We start from the raw sequence: 16,185 nt of genomic DNA, 5'->3' as shown, positions 1-16,185 counted from the left end.
TCTTTGTGGATAATTTCGGTTTCGAGGGCCGGCATCCGGCAAGACGTGAGATCTGAGGGAAGAGCATGGAATTCGCCGCCGCACCGTCGGTTACGGAGCCCGTCGACGAGACGAGCCTGCGCCGGACGCTCGGTCTGTACACGACAGGCGTCACCGTTGTCACCAGCGTCGGCTCCGAAGAGCAGTGGGTGGGAAAGACCGTCAACTCGTTCACGGCGGTATCATTGACCCCACCGCTGGTGTTGTTCTGCGTGCACTACGAGGCGCCAATGCTCCTCGTGCTGCGCCGGAGAGGGGGTTTCGCCGTGAACATCCTGGCCGAGGACCACGCGGCGCTCTCACGAGCGTTCGCGCGGAGCGGCGGCCCACGTTTCGAGGAAGGTCACTGGTCGGCAGGATCGACGGGATCGCCGATCCTGTCCGAGGCCCTGGCCTTCCTGGAGTGCAGGGTGGAGCGTGAGTACGACGGAGGGGACCACGCGATCGTCGTAGGGCACGTGGTCCGGACCGGAAGACTGCACGGAGACCGACCGCTCGCCTTTTTCGACAGCACGCACACGTCCATCGGAAAGTGAGCTGTCGCGGTACCGAAGTGATCGTGAAACGGCACGGATTCATGTGTTTCCGTTTTCGTCGTCTTCTGCTAGAGTCTCGCTGGGGAGGCGCAGGCGCTGCAAGGAGCGGGCACACGGGTCCGTGTCCTACTGGGGAGGCACCTTGACTCAGATACCAGTTGAAATATTGCTGGTGGACGAACGAAACCTACCTTGTCGAGGGATGCGTGACATTATCGACAAATATCCGTCGATCAGTCTCGCCGCGGAAGTGAGGAATTACCGGGACGCGATCCACGCGTGTCTGGCGGACACGCCGGACGTGGTGATCGTCGACGCAGCCACGGCGAACATCGACGGGGTCGAGGCGGTCGGCGAGATACGAAAGTTTTTTGAAAGTCCTCCGCCCGTCCTGTGCCTGGTGAACGAGCACGACGAGACGGCGCGCGAGATCGTCAAGGCCGGTGCCTCGGGACTGCTCTACATGTACTCCAGTCCGGAGGAGTTCGAGGCGGCGGTGCTCATGCTGGGAGCTGGTTACTCGATCAGTCTGAATTCTCCGTACACGGAGCAGCGTTATTCTTGGGATGCGCCCAAGGAGGAGATCGGTGGGAGTGATGAGCTCTCCTCCCGTGAATTCGAGGTGCTGGGGCTGATAGCCCGCGGTCGAACCAACGCCGAGATAGCCGGTATGCTGGACCTCCGTGAGAGCACGGTCAAATCGCATGTCCAGCGTCTTCTCCGGAAAACGGACAAGAAGAGCCGTGCGGAACTGACGGTGCTCGCGTACGAGAAGTATATGACTCCCAGAACTCTCGACGAGACGGCGTGATGGAACGCAGCAATTCGGTATTGTCGCGGTTTTGTCCGTGTCGCTCCGAGGTCTCGCCCGGAGCGGACCGTGCTTGTTCCTGCCGGACGGTCACCGGAACGGAGCGATCCGCGGTGCTCCGATGATCCCGGGACGCTCCTTCGTTCGCCTCGGCAGCGGCCGCGTGTGTCACCGACGGGAGGGGCCCGCTCGGCGGCGTCAGCCGAACGGGGTGTCGGGGCGCTGCTGGTGCTCGCCGTCGAGGTAGACGTCGACGCGTTCGTCGTAGAAGCAGGCCAGCCCGGCGATGCGCTGGCTCTCGGGCAGCGGTGTGCGGTAGATCCAGACCACGTTGGTGTGCTCGGCTTGCTCGGTGACCACGTTCCAGTAGGTCGCGGTTCCCTTGTACGGGCAGCGGGTCACGTGGTCGCTGGCGCGCAGCAGGTCCATCCGCACGTCGGTCAGCGGGAGGTAGTACCGAGGTGGCAGCCCGGTTTCGAACAGGATGCGCGGCTGGTTCGACTCGGCCACGGTCGTTCCGTCGAGCCGCACCTCCACGTGCCGTGAGCTCGCCAGAACATCGACCCGCTTGTACGGGTCGCGCGGGTGGACGTAGACGGGCTCGTCCTCCTCGAACCACTCGTCCATCGAGTCCCAGTCGATCCGGACCAGTTCGCGCAGCCGCGTCAGCGGGCTGTCCCGGTAGTTGATCGCGGCGCTCGGGGCGCTGCTCGAGTCGGTGACCACGTCGTGGATGGTGCCCGTGCCCAGCCGCTGCGAGTGCCGCACCTCGCCGGTGTCGTTCAGCTCGGCGCGCACGTCGGACGCGGGAACGTAGTAGGTGGGGTAGTAGGGGTGTTCCCAGACGAGGACCGGCCGTCGGGTGTCGGCCACGACGCGGCCCCCGAGCACGGCTCGCAGGCGTTTGCCGGAGGTTTCGACGTGGATCTCCTCGCGGTCGTGTTCGCTCATCGGTGCCTCCGGTCCTCGTGGTCGCTGTGCTGCGGGTTCCCGTCCCAGCCTGCACCTTCGCGCCGGTCGGGGCGAAACCGGCGTGGCCGTGATGATCAGTCGGTCTCGGTCCAGCGGCGTTCCTCGAACCCGCTGTTGCCGTCGAAGCTCACTGTGTGGAGCTGGTCGAACTCGTCGCTCGGGTGCGGGCGGCGCAGCCGCCCGAAGGTGTCGTGGAATCCCCCGTCCCGGTGAGTTGTGGTTGCGCAGGGTGCTGGTGGGCCGGACCAGTCGTAGGCTGGGGGTGTGAGCGATGTCTCCGAGGGCGCGCGAAGCACCACGGGGTCCGCGCGGCCCGAGCACGGCCAGGGCGGAGTCTACGCGGTTCCGGGCAAGGAGTACGTCCGCGACACCCGCTACATCGACACTCGCGTCACCGCCGACGGGCGCGACGGCTTTCCCGTCGAGCCGGGGCGGTACCGGTTGATCGCCGCCCGCGCCTGTCCGTGGGCGAACCGGGCGGTCATCGTGCGCAGGCTGCTGGGCCTGGAGGACGTGATCTCGCTGGGGCTGGCCGGGCCCACGCACGATTCCCGCTCGTGGACGTTCGACCTCGATCCGGGCGGGCGCGACCCGGTGCTGGGGTTCGAACGGCTGCGGGAGGCCTACTTCCGGCGCGATCCGAACTACTCGCGGGGGATCACGGTCCCGGCGCTGGTGGACGCGACCACGGGAGCTGTGGTCACCAACGACTTCGCCCAGATCACGGTCGACCTGTCGACGCAGTGGCGCGAGTACCACCGCGCCGGTGCCCCCGATCTGCTGCCCGCCGAGCACGGCGACGAGATCGCCGAGATCACCCGGTACGTGTTCACCGAGGTGAACAACGGTGTCTACCGCTGCGGCTTCGCGGGCAGCCAGTCCGCCTACGACGAGGCCTACCAGCGCCTGTGGAGCGCGCTCGACTGGCTGGAGGACCGGCTGCGGGACAGGCGCTACCTCGTCGGTGACTCGATCACCGAGGCCGACGTGCGGCTGTTCACCACCCTGGTGCGGTTCGACGCCGTCTACCACGGGCACTTCAAGTGCAACCGGCACAAGCTCACCGAGATGCCCGCGCTGTGGGCCTACGCGCGGGACCTGTTCCAGACCCCCGGCTTCGGGGACACGGTGGACTTCGAGCAGATCAAGCAGCACTACTACGTCGTCCACAGCGACATCAATCCCACCGGCATCGTCCCCGCAGGCCCGGACCTGTCCGGGTGGACGACTCCCCACGGGCGCGAGTCCCTCGGCGGGAGTCCGTTCGGCAACGGCACCCCGCCGGGCCCCGTCCGGCAGGGCGAGCGGGTGGACCCGGCCCACACCCCGCTGCCCTGAGCGTCGACGCCGGGCGCGGGTCCACGAGTCTCGTTCGGACGGTCGGCTTGGTGACGGTGCGGTGTGTCAGCGGTTGTCGCGGTGCGCGCGTCGTTCGTACTCCTTGAGGCGGTCATCGGTGCGGATGAACGCGCGGCAGTAGGCCTTGGCCACTTCCCAGAACGACGGTGTGGCCGACTGCTCCGCGGTGCCGCCCCGCGGGGTGGGCACGTGGTGGCCGGCCGGGAGGCGTTCGGCCCGGCCGCGCCGTGCTCGTCCGCGGGAGGTGGTGCGCGTGGCGCGGCTCAGCACCAGCCCCAGGTGGGTCAGGGGTTGAGCCGGCCAGGCGCCCAGTTCTTCGGGTTCTTCCGGAATCGTCGCGTGCTGCGGGTGGGTCAGGGCGCACCACCGCCCGTCCGCGGTTTTGATGACGCGCCTGGCCGTGGGGTCGTCGGGGCGGTCGTCCGGATGCATCCGGACGGTGCCTGCGGGGTCGAGGGTGGGGTCACTGCGAGTCGCCGATGTCTGCCTGCGGCTGTCGGAGGTCATCGCGGCTGCCCTTCGGTTCGGGTGCGGTGACGCGGACCGCTCTGCGACCAGGATGATCGATTCCGTCGTGGAAGGGCAGCCGCCGAACGGATGGCACTGGGGCTTGTGCAGGTGCGACGGATCACGCGGAGGTGGTGTTCTTCGGGGCTGCGCGCAGGTGGGCGCGCTCGCCCTGCTTGCCGAACAGGCTGAGGAACTCGACGGGTTCGGCGTCGGCGGGGCCGAACCAGTGCGGGACGTGGGTGTCGAACTCGGCGGCCTCGCCGGGGGTGAGCGCCATGTCGTGCTCGCCGAGGACGAGCCGCAGCCGCCCGTTGAGCACGTAGAGCCACTCGTAGCCCTCGTGGGTGCGCGGGTCGGGGACCTGCCGGTGACGGCTGGCCGGGAGCACGATCTTGTAGGCCTGGATGCCACCTGCCCGGCGGGTCAGCGGCAGCATGGTCATGTCGTCGCGGGTGATCGGCCGCGGGTGGATGCGCGGATCACCGGTGGGCGGGGCGTCGACGAGTTCGTCGAGGGTGACGCCGTGGGCCTTGGCCAGGGGGAAGAGCTGTTCGAGCGTGGGCCTGCGCTCGCCGGATTCCAGGCGGGAGAGGGTGCTCGTCGAGATGCCGGTGGCCGCCGACAGCTCGGTCAGCGTGGTCTCGCGCTGCTTGCGCAGCGCGCGCAGGCGGGGGCCGACCGCGTCGAGCGTTCGGTCGAGGTCGTCGTCCATGCCGCCAGTTTGCCATTTTGGCAATAAACTTTGCCAATGTTGCTGGTGGGGTAGCACGGTGGTCGTGGAGGTGGTCGTGATGACCGAGCAACTGAACGACGACCACGACGTGGTGGTGATCGGCGGCGGGCCCGCCGGGTTGAACGCGGCGCTGATGCTGGCCCGGGCGCGGCGCTCGGTGGCGGTGGTCGACGCGGGCTCGCCGCGCAACGCCCCGGCCGCGGGCGTGCACGGGATGCTGGCCCTCGACGGGACACCCCCGGACGAGCTGCTGGAGCGCGGCAGGGCGGAGGTGCGCGGCTACGGCGGTGAGGTGCTGGCAGGCGAGGTCGTCACCGCGCGCCGGGAGCGCTCCGGTCTCGCGGTGCGGCTGGCCGACGGGCGGACGGTCCGCGCGCGTCGACTGCTGGTGACCACCGGGCTGGTCGACGAGCTGCCGGACGTCCCCGGACTGCGGGAGCGGTGGGGCGGGGACGTGCTGCACTGCCCGTACTGCCACGGCTGGGAGGTCCGGGACCGGGCGATCGGGGTGCTGGCCGGCGGGCCGATGTCGGTGCACCAGGCGCTGCTGTTCCGCCAGTGGAGCGCCGACGTCGTGTTGTTCACCCACACCGCGGGCCCGCCGACAGACGAGGAGGCGGAGCGCCTGGCCGCCCGCGGTGTCGACGTCGTCGACCGCGAGGTGGTCGGGGTGGAAGCCACCGAGCAGCGGCTGACCGGGGTGCGGCTGGTCGACGGCACGACGGTCGCCCGCGAGGCGCTGGCGGTCTCGCCGCGGCTGACCGCGCGTGCCGGGTTCCTGGCCGATCTCGGGCTGCATCCCGTCGAGCACCCGGCCGGGGTCGGGCAGTACCTGCCCTGCGACGAGCTCGGACGCACCGAGGTCACCGGGGTGTGGGTCGCGGGCAACGTCACCGAGCTGTCCGCCCAGGTCGGCAACGCCGCTGCCGCGGGGGCCGCCACGGCGGCCCGCATCAACGCCGAGCTGGTCACCGAGGAGACCGATCGGGCGGTCGCGGCCGGCAGGTCCCCGTTCTCGGCCGCGGGCGAGGCCCGCAACTGCGAACTGGTGCTGGGAAACCGCCGCCACGGACTGTGAATCACGGAGAGGAGTCGTCGTGTCCCGCGAGTTCGACAAGACGTACTGGGAGGAGCACCACGGCGCCCGCCCCGCGGCCCGCGTCGCGGATCCCAATCCACAGCTGGTGGCCGAGCTCGACCGGCTGGCCCCCGGCACGGCGCTGGAGGCAGGCTGCGGGCACGGAGCCGAGGCCTGCTGGCTGGCCGCGCGCGGGTGGCGGGTGACGGCGGTGGACATCGCCGGTTCGGCGCTGCGCCGGGCGCGCGATCGCGCCGCGACGCTCGGGGGCGAGGTCGCCGATCGGATCAGCTGGGTCGAGGCCGATCTGACCGACTGGGTCCCCACCGAGCAGGGCTACGATCTGGTCACCAGTCACTACGTGCACCCGGCGGGCTCGCGCGAGGTGCTGTTTCGCAGGCTGGCGGCTGCGGTCGCCCCGGGTGGCACGCTGCTCGTCGTCGGCCACCACCCGTCCGACGCGTACTCCGCCGCGCGGACCTCGGATCCGCAGGTGCACTTCACGGCCGAGGAGCTCGCGGGCGGGTTCGATCCGCGACTGTGGGAGGTCGTCGTCGCCGAGACCAGGACCCGCGCGGTGGCCGGGCACACCGAGCACGGTGACCACGCTGGAGGCTGCGGGCACGTTGCCTGCGGCGGGCGCGCCGGTCGTCACGGCCCCGAGGGGACTCACGAGCACAGCCGGGACCACGAGGAGCGCGGGATCGTGCTGCGCGACACCGTCCTGCGGGCCCGCAAGCGCGCGTGACCGGGCCCGCAGGAGAGCACGACCCCGCAGGGTGGGGGTGCCAATTTTGCCTATAACTGGGAGTTGTCCCCAGGGGTGCCGTCCCGACTTCGCCCGGCGCGGAGCCTGCGGGTCTGCGGCACCACCCCGGCCGTGGCCAGGATGCCCGTGCCCACCCACAGGGCACCGGCCGCTCCCAGCGGGCTCGCGATGACCCCGGCCAGGAACGGCAGGGCCACCTGTCCCACGCGGTTGCTCATCAGGCGCAGCGCCAGGGCCGTGCTGCGGGCCGTTTCGGGCACTGCCGTGACCACGTGGGTCATGGTCAGCGGCTGTCCCAGCCCGAGGAAGAAACCTCCCACGAGCAGCGCCACCGCCATGCCGGGGACACCGGTGGCGGGCAGGGACACCACCAGCATTCCGGCTGCGGTCACCGAGCAGCTCGCGGTCACCAGCGTGGTGCGGCCCACGAACCGCAGCAGCCGGTCGAGAAGCAGGCGGGAGGCGATGGAGGCACCCGCGCGCAGCGACAGCAGCAGCCCGACCACGGCGGGGGCGATGCCCCTGCTCTCGGCGATCAGCGGAAGGTAGGCGGTGATCAGGTCCAGGCCGGCCAGCAGGGCGAGGCTGACGAAGAGACCGGACGGCACACCGGGCATGCGCAGCAGCGCGGCTGTCGAGGTTTTCCGGGCGCCCTCCTCGCGGCGGGAGCCCCTCTCGTGGCGGATCCCGGACAGCAGCGCGGGAAGCAGCGCCAGCAGCGCGGCACCCCCTGCCACCCAGAAGGCTTCCGTGGTGGCCCGTGTCAGGTGCTGATCGGTGGTGCCGCCGAGCAGCAGTCCCGACAGCGCCGGGCCCGCGAGTTGCCCCGCGGAGGCGGCCGCGGTGAACCACCCGAAGTTGCGGTCCAGATTGTGCGCCGGGGAGAGCGCGGCCACGCCTCCCTGGGCGGCGAGCATGAACACCAGGTGTCCCAGCCCGAGCACCGTGTTGGACGCGGCCACGGTGAGCACCGAGGTGGTCACGGCCAGGGAAGTCGCTCCGCCGGTGAGCAGCAGCACGCCCGCGGCCAGGATGATCCAGCCGCGACGGGTGCGGTCGGCCATCCGTCCCAGGGGGACGGCGGCGAGCAGCGGGAGCACGGCGAAGGCGGCCGTGACCAGGCCGACCGCGAGTCCGTCACCGCCCAGCGCGATCACCCGGTAGGAGATCAGGGGGCGGACGAGGTTCAGGGCGGTCTGGGTCAGCACCGTGGTCAGCAGGAGCAGCAGGAGCCATCTGCCGCTGCTGACGCCTGCGGTGTGGTTGCGCGCTTCCCGCGTGGTGTTGGTCGGGCCTCCGGCCTCCGAAGCGGTCACCGTGCTTGCCTCATGCCACGAGTTCACCGGACGGGGACCGGTCCGGCCAAGTGTCCACTCCGGGATCGGGAGACTGCTCACATTGCGCGGCGCGGGGCGTTACCGGGGCGGCCCTCCGTGCTCCGGATTTCTGCGGTGCTCTCGGAGTCGCGTTGGGACGGAACGATGCGTGTTGGCAGTCGGCGCGACGAGCACAGCAGTCTAAGTTCAGTGAATGAATTTGTCAGTTCATTTTTTGAACTGCTGGTATCATGGGCAGGATGGGTTTGGGACGTGGTTACGCGGGACAGGACTGTTCGCTGGCCCGCGCGCTGGAAGTGGTCGGCGAGCGGTGGACCCTGCTCGTGCTGCGGGACTGTTTCTACGGCGTGACGCAGTTCGGCGACTTCCAGGTGCACCTGGACATTCCGCGTGCCGTGCTGACGGAACGGCTCAAGACCTTGACCGGTTCGGGGGTGCTCGAACGCCATGCCCACGCGGGGGTGGTGCACTACCTGCTCACCGAGCAGGGGCGGGAGCTGTGGCCGACCGTGTTCGCACTGACCCAGTGGGGCGAGCGCTGGAGCGCGCCGGAGGAGGGCGCGCGGCGTTCGTTCAGTCACGCCGCCTGCGACGCCGAGCTGGATTCCACCGGCTGGTGCCCCGGTTGCGGGTCCCGGCCCGCGCCGGACGAGCTGATCACTCGCGAGGGCCCCGGGGCGGGGGAGGTCGTGCGCACCGACCGGGTCAGCGCGGCACTGCGCGCCGGGCCCCACCGGATGCTGACCCCGCTGTTCCCGGAACCCGGCTACACCGGCTCCACCCCTGCGGAGGGGTCCGCGACGTGAGCACCGAGCTCCCGGTGCGGTGGTGCGGGTGTGGGGTGGGCAATTTTGCCTATAACTGCGAGTTTTCCCCAAGCAGGCGGGCAGGGCCGCAGCCGGACGAGTCCACATCGCCCGCTTTCGACCCCACCCGCCTCGAGGGCCGCGCTGCTGCGCGGCGACCACGGTCGACCGGTCGGCACGCCGCGAGGGACGCGCCATCGATCGGGCACCGCGCGGCGAGCCGTCACCACGCCGTGTTCGGCTCGGGCCACCAGCCCATGTCCTGCATCGGAGTCGCCGGGGAACCGGTCAGCCGGGGGACGACGTCGGTGACCGTGGAGATCTCGTCCCGGGCGATGGCCTGGAACCAGGAGATCCACGCCTCGATCTGCGCGCCGCTGATGCCCAGCTGCCACCGCCGCTTGAAGGCCTTCTCGAGGCTCTCGTCCTCGTAGCGGTAGGGCTTGCCGGTGGATTCGGCGATCCGGGAGACCGCTTCCTGCAGGGTCAGTGCCTCGGGGCCGGTGACGTCGAGGACGGCGCCGTCGTGCTCGGTGTTGCCCTCGTCGAGGGCCACGGCCGTGACCGCGGCGGCGATGTCCTCGTGGGTGACGAAGGCGACCCGGCCGGACCCGCCCGGGCCGCGCACGACGAGCTCGTCGTCGGCGAGGGCGGCCGGGGTGGAGGCGTAGAGGCCGGAGCGGAACACCGTGTGGCGGAGTCCGGATCCGGCCAGGAACTGTTCGGTCAGCCAGTGATCACGGGCGTTGCGGTAGGTCGCGATCACGTCGGAACCGATCAGCGAGACGTACAGCACCCGGTCGATGCCCACCTCCCGACCGGCCTCGATGACGGTGGCGTGCTCCTCCAGCCGCTTGCCGGTGGGGTGCGAGGAGATCAGCACGAGGGTGGAGGCTCCCCGCAGTGCCTCCCGCATGGCCGGTTTGTCGTCGTAGTAGGCCGGTCCGCGCGCCTCCGCCCCGGTGAGTTCGGGCAACCGGGACGGGTCACGCGCGACGAGCAGCTGAGAGGCACCGCGCTCGGCGAGTTCGGCCGCGATTCTGCTGCCCAGCGCACCGGTGGCCCCGGTGACCGCCACGGTGGGGTGGTTCTGCTCCGGCATGTTGCTCCTCTCTCCGGAACCGCTGTGCTCGCGGAACTCGCTCTGTTCGGATCGGGTGGCGGCGACGGGCGCTGCCACCCGATCCGACCATAGCCGCCTTTCGCGGGACGAGCCGGTGATCAGGGCCCCTGCGGTGGTGGATCACACGCGGGGAGGGCACGGCCACCGCGCCCGCTCCGAGGCCCTCCGATGTCGGTGCGTTGCGTGGGCGGTTCAGCCCGGGCCGAGACCGAACACGTCGGCAATGGTGTACAGCCCCAGCACTCCGATCGCGATACTGCTGACGACGAGAGCCGCGGTGGGCAGCTTGCCGGAGCGGAACCGGGAGTCCACCTCGGAGAAGCGGAGGCGCCATACAGCCGCTACCACCGCGATCAGGAACGCTCCACTTCCCATGCCACCGATCTGGACCATCAGCACCGGTGAACGCGCGAAGAGGTAGAACGCCGCCCACAGCGGAGGAAACGACATGGTCAGAACGCGTATCGTCCGGTGCCGGACTACCGGATCGTCCCAGTCGATGATCCCCAGCAGTCCCAGGGTGTTGGTCCACAACCGGGGAACGCTGGCTGCTGAACCGATCGCGGTGGCTCCGAGTACGGCGATGGCGCCGAACAGGAACAAGTACTCCGCCCACGGTCCCATGGTGTCCGTGTAGATCCTGGACAGCGTGGTGATCATCTCGTTGCCGCTCGGGACCAGGTTCTGCGGACGCAGCACAGCGGCGCCGATCACGTAGAACGAGAAAGTGCACACCGTGCACACCAGCCAGGAGACGAGCACGTCCAGGCGCATCACGCGAAGCCATCCCTCGGCACGGCGGGCGCGCTGTTCGGTTCCGTCGTCCGGGCCGGTCCAACGGGCGTACCCCTTTTCCAGGCACCAGTAGGTGTAGGTGGTCATCTCGTCGGCCCCCACCCCGGTGAGACCGAACATGGAGACCGCTATGCCGAGGGTTCCCGAAGGGATCGCGAAGCTCATTCCCGTGCCGATGTCCTCGAGGCCGTAGGCGAAGGGGGTCAACGGCAGCCCCAGGGCCAGGGCGACGGTGCTGACCGTGAAGAAACCGACCGCAACCACCGCGCTGCGCTCGACAACGCTGTAACGACCGCTGTGCAGCAGCAGGACCAGTCCGGCCGTGATCAGCGCGGTCCAGGTCAGCACGGAGGGGAAGCTCAGCGGTGTGCCGACGATCGGCCACAGTATCGAGCACGCCACGGCCACCCCACCGATGATCCCGCCCCGTTGGATCATCTTGGTGAAGTCCATCGCGATCCAGAGCCAGTTGATCCAGCCGACGCGCCCGATTCGGGGTGGGATCTGAGCGAACCCCCGCAGCGCGGGCTTGCCGGTGAGGATGGTCCAGCCGGCCAGCTCCAGCTGCACCCAGACTTTCACCGCGGTGCTGATGATCACCAGCCACAGCAGCACGAATCCGGCTCGGGCCCCCAGCGAGGTGGTTACGATCAGTTCGCCGGAACCGACCACGGCGGCGGACAGGACCAGCCCGGGGCCCAGATGTCGCAGTCGGCCCGACAGCGTGGTCGGTGCCTCGCGCACGTCTTCCGGACGTAACGCGTACGGGTCGGTTGCTCCGGTGCCCGGAGCGGTGCTCTCGATCTTCGCGGCGTCGTCGGCCATCGCGAGATACCTCTCGTCATGTGAGCTGATTCAGCGTGCTGGCGGTTGCGGAACCTCGTTGTCCGGCTCCCGGCCGCTCAGCACGCGCACGACGTCCGCGGCGACGGTCATGCCCATGTTGTGATTGGCCTCGTGGCTGCAGGCCCCGATGTGCGGGCTCAGCACGACGTTGGGAGCGTTGAGCAGCGGGTCCTGCACGGAGGGTGGTTCGACTGCGAAAGCGTCGAGGCCGGCTCCGCCCAGCTGGCCTCGACGCAGCAGTTCGGCCAGCGCGTTTCCGTCCACGAGTCCGCCGCGGGCGGTGTTGACCAGCACGGCACCGCGTTGCATCGATTCGAGCGCCGCGCGGTCGAGCAGTGGCCGCTCGTCGGAGCTGCCCGGCAGGTGCAGACTCACGAACTCGGCCTCGCGGAGGCACTCGGTGAACCCGACGGGGTGCGCTCCGTGCGCGGCGATCTCCTCGGTGTCCAGGTGCGGATCGTGGGCCAGCACCCTCATCCCGAAGGCACCGGCGTATCCTGCCAGCAGTCGTCCGATGCGTCCGAAGCCGAGAATGCCGAGGGTTTTCCCCGCGAGTTCCGGCCCGAAGGGTTTGGGCCATCGGGCGTCGAGCACTGCCGTGTGCGCTGTTGCCAGCTTCCGCGCGGCCGCCAGCATCAGTCCGAAAGCCAGCTCGGCCACGGCACGTGCGTTGCTGCCCGGCGCGGAAACCACCCTGATGCCCCGTTGCCGCGCGGCGGCGACGTCGATGGTGTCCACGCCGACTCCGTGCTTGGCGATCACGCGCAGTCGCGGTCCGGCGTCGAGGACCTCGGTGTCGATGGTGTCCATCCCGACGATCAGCGCGTCAGCCCGAGGGACCCTCTCCAGCAGTTCTCCCGGCGACATGGGGTGCGTGTTGTGGGGGTGGATCACGTCTCCCGCTTCGGCGAGGACGTTCCCCGGCTCCGCGGAGAACCTGCCGAAGGTCGGTGTGGTGATCAGGATCGAGGACATGGTGACAACTCCGTACGTGTACCGGCGCGTACCGGATGGGGGAGTTCCTGCGTGGAGCGTGCGCGGTCGACTCGGTCGTGCCGGCCACCGCGCCCGCTCCGGTTCACGACCGAGCGGCGTCGAGGTGTTCGGCCGCCGTATTCTCCAGGTGCACCAGGTCGGAGGCGATGCTGGCGAAGGTGTAGCCCTCGGCCAGTCGGCGTGCTGCGGTCGCGCCGTTCGGGGTGTGCACGCCTGCCGCGATGCCCGCCCGCTCGGCCGACTCCCTGATGTCGGTCACCGCCTGCTCGAACACCTCGCTGACGGACTGGTCCCCGGGGAACGCTCCGCCCACCGCCAGGCACAGGTCGGAGGGGCCGACGTAGACGCCGTCCAGCCCGGGGGTCGCGCAGATCTCCTGGAGGTTGTCCAGCGCCCGGGCGGTTTCGATCATCGCGAGCACCGTCGTGCCGGAGTTCGCCTCGGTGGGTTCGGGTCCGATGCGCAGCCCGGAGCGCATCGGGCCGTAGGAGCGGCTCCCCTGCGGCGGGTAGCGCGTGGCGTCCACGGCCGCGGCGGCGTCGGCGGGCGTGTCGATCAGCGGCACGATGACCCCGGCCGCGCCGGCGTCGAGCGCCCGTCCGATCACGGCGGGGTCGTTGGACTCGACCCGGACGAGTCCGACCGCTCGCCCGCCGGCGTCCACGGCCATCATGCCGTTGAGGATGCCGGAGTAGCCCACGAGCCCGTGCTGGCCGTCGATGGCCACGTAGTCGTACCCGAGCCGTCCGATGCGCTCGGTGGCGATCGGGGCGTCCAGCACGGACCAGTATCCGATGAGCCGTTCCCTGGCACGGATTTTTCGTGCGAATTCCGCGGTGTTCACAGCCGTTCCTTTCCTTTGCGGAGTTGCCCGTCGGAGGGGTTTGTCGGGCGCGCGTGACCCGGGGATCAGCCGCCCAGGTTCACGATGCTGAGGACCAGCTCGTAGGTCGCCCAGAGTCCTACCGCGCCGATGAGAACCAGGATCGTGGTCTGCCACCACTTGTTGACGTGCGACCGCGGCATGAGGTCGCGCCGCGTGGTCATGACGATCAGGCCGATTATCACCGCGGGAACCGTCAGCACGTTGACGGAGTTGCCCATCAGGGTGAGCACGACCATCCCGGGCATGACCGGCAGGGAGAAGACGAGGGGCACCGTCATGATGACGGTGAAGATCACCCAGAAGAGGCGGTCGTGCAGGAAGAGTTCCTTGTGGTTCAATTCCCCGCTCGGGTGCGCCGCCCTGATGCGCTCGGCCCTGGCCGGGCGGGACTTGTGCAGCGATTCGGTGAACATGCGCACGAAGACCCGTGGCTGGGTGACGATGTTGTTGAACACCGTGAAGAACACCGCGCACCACATGATGGACGGACCGGCCGGGCCGATCGCCTTCTCCATCATGAGGGCGAGTCCGTCCGCCGAGGACACGCCCTGGCCGGTGCCGTGCAGGGTTTCCGCGGCCACGACCCAGACGGCCAGCACGAGCCCGAACATCACCAGCGTGCCGAAGCGCAGGTCGAGTCGCTGCAACTTGCGGTAGCCGCTTCCGCGCCACCCCTTCTCGTGCATGAGGTAGGGGTAGAGCAGGTTCGCCGCGGAGCCGCCGACCGCGCCGATGAGTCCCACGGCGGTGCTGGCCGCGGTGATGTAGCCCGCTTCTCCCGGGGGCATCTCGAACAGCAGCCCGCCGAACAGCTTCCCGAAGTCGACACCGGTTCCCACCAGGGCGACGAGGAAGCTGATCACGAGAACGCCCATGGTGATCTGCGCGACGATCTCCAGGGCTCGGTAGTGCCCGCTCCGGCGGGACGCGAGCCACAGCGCCGCCACCATGGTGGGAACGGCCCAGAGGAAGGTGCCCCACTGCCCCAGGGCGACCACTCCGGTGAACAGGTGGTCCAGTGCCGTTCCCGCGGCGATCAGCAGGAAGGACACGTAGATGAATCCGAGCACGCAGGTGGTGGCTCCGATGTACATCGGGAATCCGCGCCACACGCGTCCGTAGCCGTCGAGTATCGTCTCGTCGCCGACGCTGTTGCACAGCTGGTACCGGGACATCGTCGAGACGATGAAGTACCGCGACAGAATCGCGATCAGCAGTGTCCAGATCAGCGCGTATCCGAAATTGGACCCCGATACCGAGGCGCTGATGAAATCCCCCGTTCCCAGCCAGGACACGACCACGACGATGCCGGGGCCCAGACTCCTGACGTATTCGGAGAACTTGGTGGGCGGGGAGGCCGGGGCCGTTTCGGTGGGCACCGTGCCGACGGGAGGTTCTTGTGGTGGGGTGTCGTTGCGCATAGTGGTTCCAATGCGGTGTGGGCCGCTAGGTGAAGACCTGGTCGGGCGTCAGGCGCACGTGCTTGATGGCCTGTCGGAAGCGGGTGAACGCGATGTGCAGCGCACCGTCGGGGGTCTGGGTCACCGACGGGTAGGAGAGCTCCCGGTTCACGCCGTTCCGCGAGTCGTTGGTCAGGCAGTAGCCGTCGCCGGTCTCGATGTCGTGCCGGAAGGGCCAGGTCTTGCCGTTGTCCGGGGAGAGGGCCAGCGTCAGCGGGGCGCGCGGAGCGCCCCAGAACGCCAGCCCCGGAGGTTGTTCCTCGGCGGTTTCCCCGGAGTCCTGGTTGATCTCGTCGTACAGCGAGGTGCGGCGCGCGGTGGCGTCCGCGGCGCTGCTCGCGTTGTAGACCAGCGCCAGTCCGCCGTCGCGCAGTGGCGTCAGCTGGATCGAGGAGTTGTTGTTCGGCAGTTCGGTGGGCTCGGGAGGGGTCCAGTTCGCTCCGTCGGTGGAGCGGCTGGCGTGTATGGCGTCGGCCTGCCTGCGGCGGAACAGCGCCAGCAGTCCGTCGTCGGCGGTGCGGACGATGTTCATGTGCACGCATCCCGTGCTGTCCGGGACGTCGTGGTGCTGCCACGTCGCCCCCTCGTCGTCGGAGACGAGGACCGCGCTGGTGTCGTGATCACCTCGCCACTTGCCGCGCTCCGGGCGCACGCAGTGGAAGACCGGCAGCAGCCAGCGTCCCGAGTCCAGCACCACGAGCGGTTGCCGGATGAAGACGCCCCGCGATCCGCTCGCCGGGACGAGCGTGCGCGCGGGGCCCCAGGTGTGCCCGGAGTCGTGCGAGACGCGCACCCGGACCTCGGCGGTGTCCTGGTCTCCCGCGTGCTGCGCGGTGTAGAGCAGCCAGAGCTCGCCGCGCGGTGTCGGGAAGAGCACGGGGTTCTGCTCGGAGTGGTGCGGGTCGGCGGAGATGCGTTCGGGGCTGCTCCACGTTCCGTCGGGGCGGAATCGCGCGAACCAGATGTCGATGTCCGACATGCCCTCCTGGGTTCCCGCGAACCACGCGCAGCCCAGGTCACCGTTCGGCAGGGGCATCAGGTTGGCGGCGTGGGCCTGGGGAGCGGGGGCGGTCAGGAGGGCCGTGCGGTGGTTTCGTTCCTCCACGGGTTCGGAAGCGTCCACGGGTGC

At 69.5% G+C, this 16,185-nt stretch carries 16 protein-coding genes; 6 read left to right on the top strand and 10 right to left on the bottom strand.

The features are described from left to right. Nucleotides 1-65: 65 nt before the first annotated feature. Both G9Q41_RS02655 and G9Q41_RS02650 read left to right on the top strand, forming a co-directional pair. On the top strand, nt 66-575 hold the full coding sequence (locus G9Q41_RS02655) for a flavin reductase family protein (protein ID WP_165631393.1): 510 nt from the start codon (nt 66-68) through the stop codon (nt 573-575). 43 nt (nt 576-618) lie between these two features. Further along, nucleotides 619-1,386 carry a response regulator transcription factor gene (locus G9Q41_RS02650; RefSeq protein WP_347568685.1) on the top strand — a complete coding sequence of 256 codons (768 nt, stop codon included), beginning with the start codon at nt 619-621 and terminating at the stop codon, nt 1,384-1,386. Between the two features lie 198 nt (nt 1,387-1,584). Here the strand turns inward: G9Q41_RS02650 and G9Q41_RS02645 are convergent, their stop codons facing one another. Beyond that, nucleotides 1,585-2,337, bottom strand: a complete 753-nt coding sequence (locus G9Q41_RS02645) for a DUF427 domain-containing protein (RefSeq protein ID WP_165631395.1) — start codon at nt 2,335-2,337, stop codon at nt 1,585-1,587. Between the two features lie 285 nt (nt 2,338-2,622). Between G9Q41_RS02645 and G9Q41_RS02640 the strand changes: the two genes are divergently transcribed. Beyond that, nucleotides 2,623-3,696, top strand: coding sequence for a glutathione S-transferase C-terminal domain-containing protein (locus G9Q41_RS02640; protein ID WP_165631396.1), 1,074 nt, complete (start codon nt 2,623-2,625; stop codon nt 3,694-3,696). Nucleotides 3,697-3,762: 66 nt separating this feature from the next. Here the strand turns inward: G9Q41_RS02640 and G9Q41_RS02635 are convergent, their stop codons facing one another. Together G9Q41_RS02635 and G9Q41_RS02630 are read right to left on the bottom strand one after the other, a co-directional pair. Further along, nucleotides 3,763-4,224 carry a hypothetical protein gene (locus G9Q41_RS02635; protein WP_165631397.1) on the bottom strand — a complete coding sequence of 154 codons (462 nt, stop codon included), beginning with the start codon at nt 4,222-4,224 and terminating at the stop codon, nt 3,763-3,765. Nucleotides 4,225-4,345: 121 nt separating this feature from the next. Continuing rightward, a complete protein-coding gene (locus tag G9Q41_RS02630; protein ID WP_165631398.1) occupies nt 4,346-4,939 on the bottom strand; it encodes an XRE family transcriptional regulator in 594 nt (197 codons plus the stop codon). 79 nt (nt 4,940-5,018) lie between these two features. On the opposite strand from G9Q41_RS02630, the gene G9Q41_RS02625 reads away from it, so the two are divergent. Both G9Q41_RS02625 and G9Q41_RS02620 read left to right on the top strand, forming a co-directional pair. Continuing rightward, nucleotides 5,019-6,038 carry an NAD(P)/FAD-dependent oxidoreductase gene (locus G9Q41_RS02625; RefSeq protein WP_207630387.1) on the top strand — a complete coding sequence of 340 codons (1,020 nt, stop codon included), beginning with the start codon at nt 5,019-5,021 and terminating at the stop codon, nt 6,036-6,038. Nucleotides 6,039-6,057: 19 nt separating this feature from the next. Beyond that, entirely contained in the window at nt 6,058-6,786 is a 729-nt protein-coding gene (locus tag G9Q41_RS02620; protein WP_165631400.1) for a class I SAM-dependent methyltransferase, read from the top strand. Nucleotides 6,787-6,836: 50 nt separating this feature from the next. Here the strand turns inward: G9Q41_RS02620 and G9Q41_RS02615 are convergent, their stop codons facing one another. Continuing rightward, entirely contained in the window at nt 6,837-8,123 is a 1,287-nt protein-coding gene (locus G9Q41_RS02615; RefSeq protein WP_207630388.1) for an MFS transporter, read from the bottom strand. A gap of 260 nt (nt 8,124-8,383) precedes the next feature. Between G9Q41_RS02615 and G9Q41_RS02610 the strand changes: the two genes are divergently transcribed. Further along, on the top strand, nt 8,384-8,950 hold the full coding sequence (locus G9Q41_RS02610; protein WP_165631401.1) for a helix-turn-helix domain-containing protein: 567 nt from the start codon (nt 8,384-8,386) through the stop codon (nt 8,948-8,950). Nucleotides 8,951-9,173: 223 nt separating this feature from the next. Here G9Q41_RS02610 and G9Q41_RS02605 read toward each other — a convergent pair whose 3' ends face one another. The 6 genes from G9Q41_RS02605 to G9Q41_RS02580 form a co-directional block, all read right to left on the bottom strand. Next, nucleotides 9,174-10,052, bottom strand: coding sequence for an NAD(P)H-binding protein (locus tag G9Q41_RS02605; protein ID WP_165631402.1), 879 nt, complete (start codon nt 10,050-10,052; stop codon nt 9,174-9,176). A 213-nt stretch (nt 10,053-10,265) separates the two neighbouring features. After that, on the bottom strand, nt 10,266-11,693 hold the full coding sequence (locus G9Q41_RS02600) for an Nramp family divalent metal transporter (protein ID WP_165631403.1): 1,428 nt from the start codon (nt 11,691-11,693) through the stop codon (nt 10,266-10,268). Nucleotides 11,694-11,723: 30 nt separating this feature from the next. After that, complete coding sequence (locus G9Q41_RS02595) at nt 11,724-12,689, bottom strand: phosphoglycerate dehydrogenase (protein ID WP_165631404.1); 966 nt, start codon at nt 12,687-12,689, stop codon at nt 11,724-11,726. 103 nt (nt 12,690-12,792) lie between these two features. Beyond that, nucleotides 12,793-13,554, bottom strand: coding sequence for an aldolase/citrate lyase family protein (locus G9Q41_RS02590; RefSeq protein ID WP_165631405.1), 762 nt, complete (start codon nt 13,552-13,554; stop codon nt 12,793-12,795). 65 nt (nt 13,555-13,619) lie between these two features. Beyond that, entirely contained in the window at nt 13,620-15,017 is a 1,398-nt protein-coding gene (locus G9Q41_RS02585) for an Nramp family divalent metal transporter (protein WP_165631406.1), read from the bottom strand. Nucleotides 15,018-15,042: 25 nt separating this feature from the next. Next, a complete protein-coding gene (locus G9Q41_RS02580; protein ID WP_165631407.1) occupies nt 15,043-16,179 on the bottom strand; it encodes an exo-alpha-sialidase in 1,137 nt (378 codons plus the stop codon). Nucleotides 16,180-16,185: the final 6 nt, after the last annotated feature.

Origin of the sequence: Actinopolyspora sp. BKK2 (genome assembly GCF_011291845.1) — a bacterium.
GTDB lineage: Bacteria > Actinomycetota > Actinomycetes > Mycobacteriales > Pseudonocardiaceae > Actinopolyspora > Actinopolyspora saharensis.
The sequence above is the reverse complement of the archived record's forward strand: the minus strand, read 5'-3'. Positions and strand labels throughout refer to the sequence as shown.

Excerpts from the sequence above, each read along its gene's own strand:
- G9Q41_RS02655 (WP_165631393.1), top strand. The coding sequence starts at position 66 with ATGGAATTCGCCGCCGCACCGTCGGTTACGGAGCCCGTCGACGAGACG.
- G9Q41_RS02645 (WP_165631395.1), bottom strand. The coding sequence starts at position 2,337 with ATGAGCGAACACGACCGCGAGGAGATCCACGTCGAAACCTCCGGCAAA.
- G9Q41_RS02635 (WP_165631397.1), bottom strand. The coding sequence starts at position 4,224 with ATGACCTCCGACAGCCGCAGGCAGACATCGGCGACTCGCAGTGACCCC.
- G9Q41_RS02630 (WP_165631398.1), bottom strand. The coding sequence starts at position 4,939 with ATGGACGACGACCTCGACCGAACGCTCGACGCGGTCGGCCCCCGCCTG.
- G9Q41_RS02625 (WP_207630387.1), top strand. The coding sequence starts at position 5,019 with ATGACCGAGCAACTGAACGACGACCACGACGTGGTGGTGATCGGCGGC.
- G9Q41_RS02610 (WP_165631401.1), top strand. The coding sequence starts at position 8,384 with ATGGGTTTGGGACGTGGTTACGCGGGACAGGACTGTTCGCTGGCCCGC.
- G9Q41_RS02605 (WP_165631402.1), bottom strand. The coding sequence starts at position 10,052 with ATGCCGGAGCAGAACCACCCCACCGTGGCGGTCACCGGGGCCACCGGT.
- G9Q41_RS02600 (WP_165631403.1), bottom strand. The coding sequence starts at position 11,693 with ATGGCCGACGACGCCGCGAAGATCGAGAGCACCGCTCCGGGCACCGGA.
- G9Q41_RS02595 (WP_165631404.1), bottom strand. The coding sequence starts at position 12,689 with ATGTCCTCGATCCTGATCACCACACCGACCTTCGGCAGGTTCTCCGCG.
- G9Q41_RS02585 (WP_165631406.1), bottom strand. The coding sequence starts at position 15,017 with ATGCGCAACGACACCCCACCACAAGAACCTCCCGTCGGCACGGTGCCC.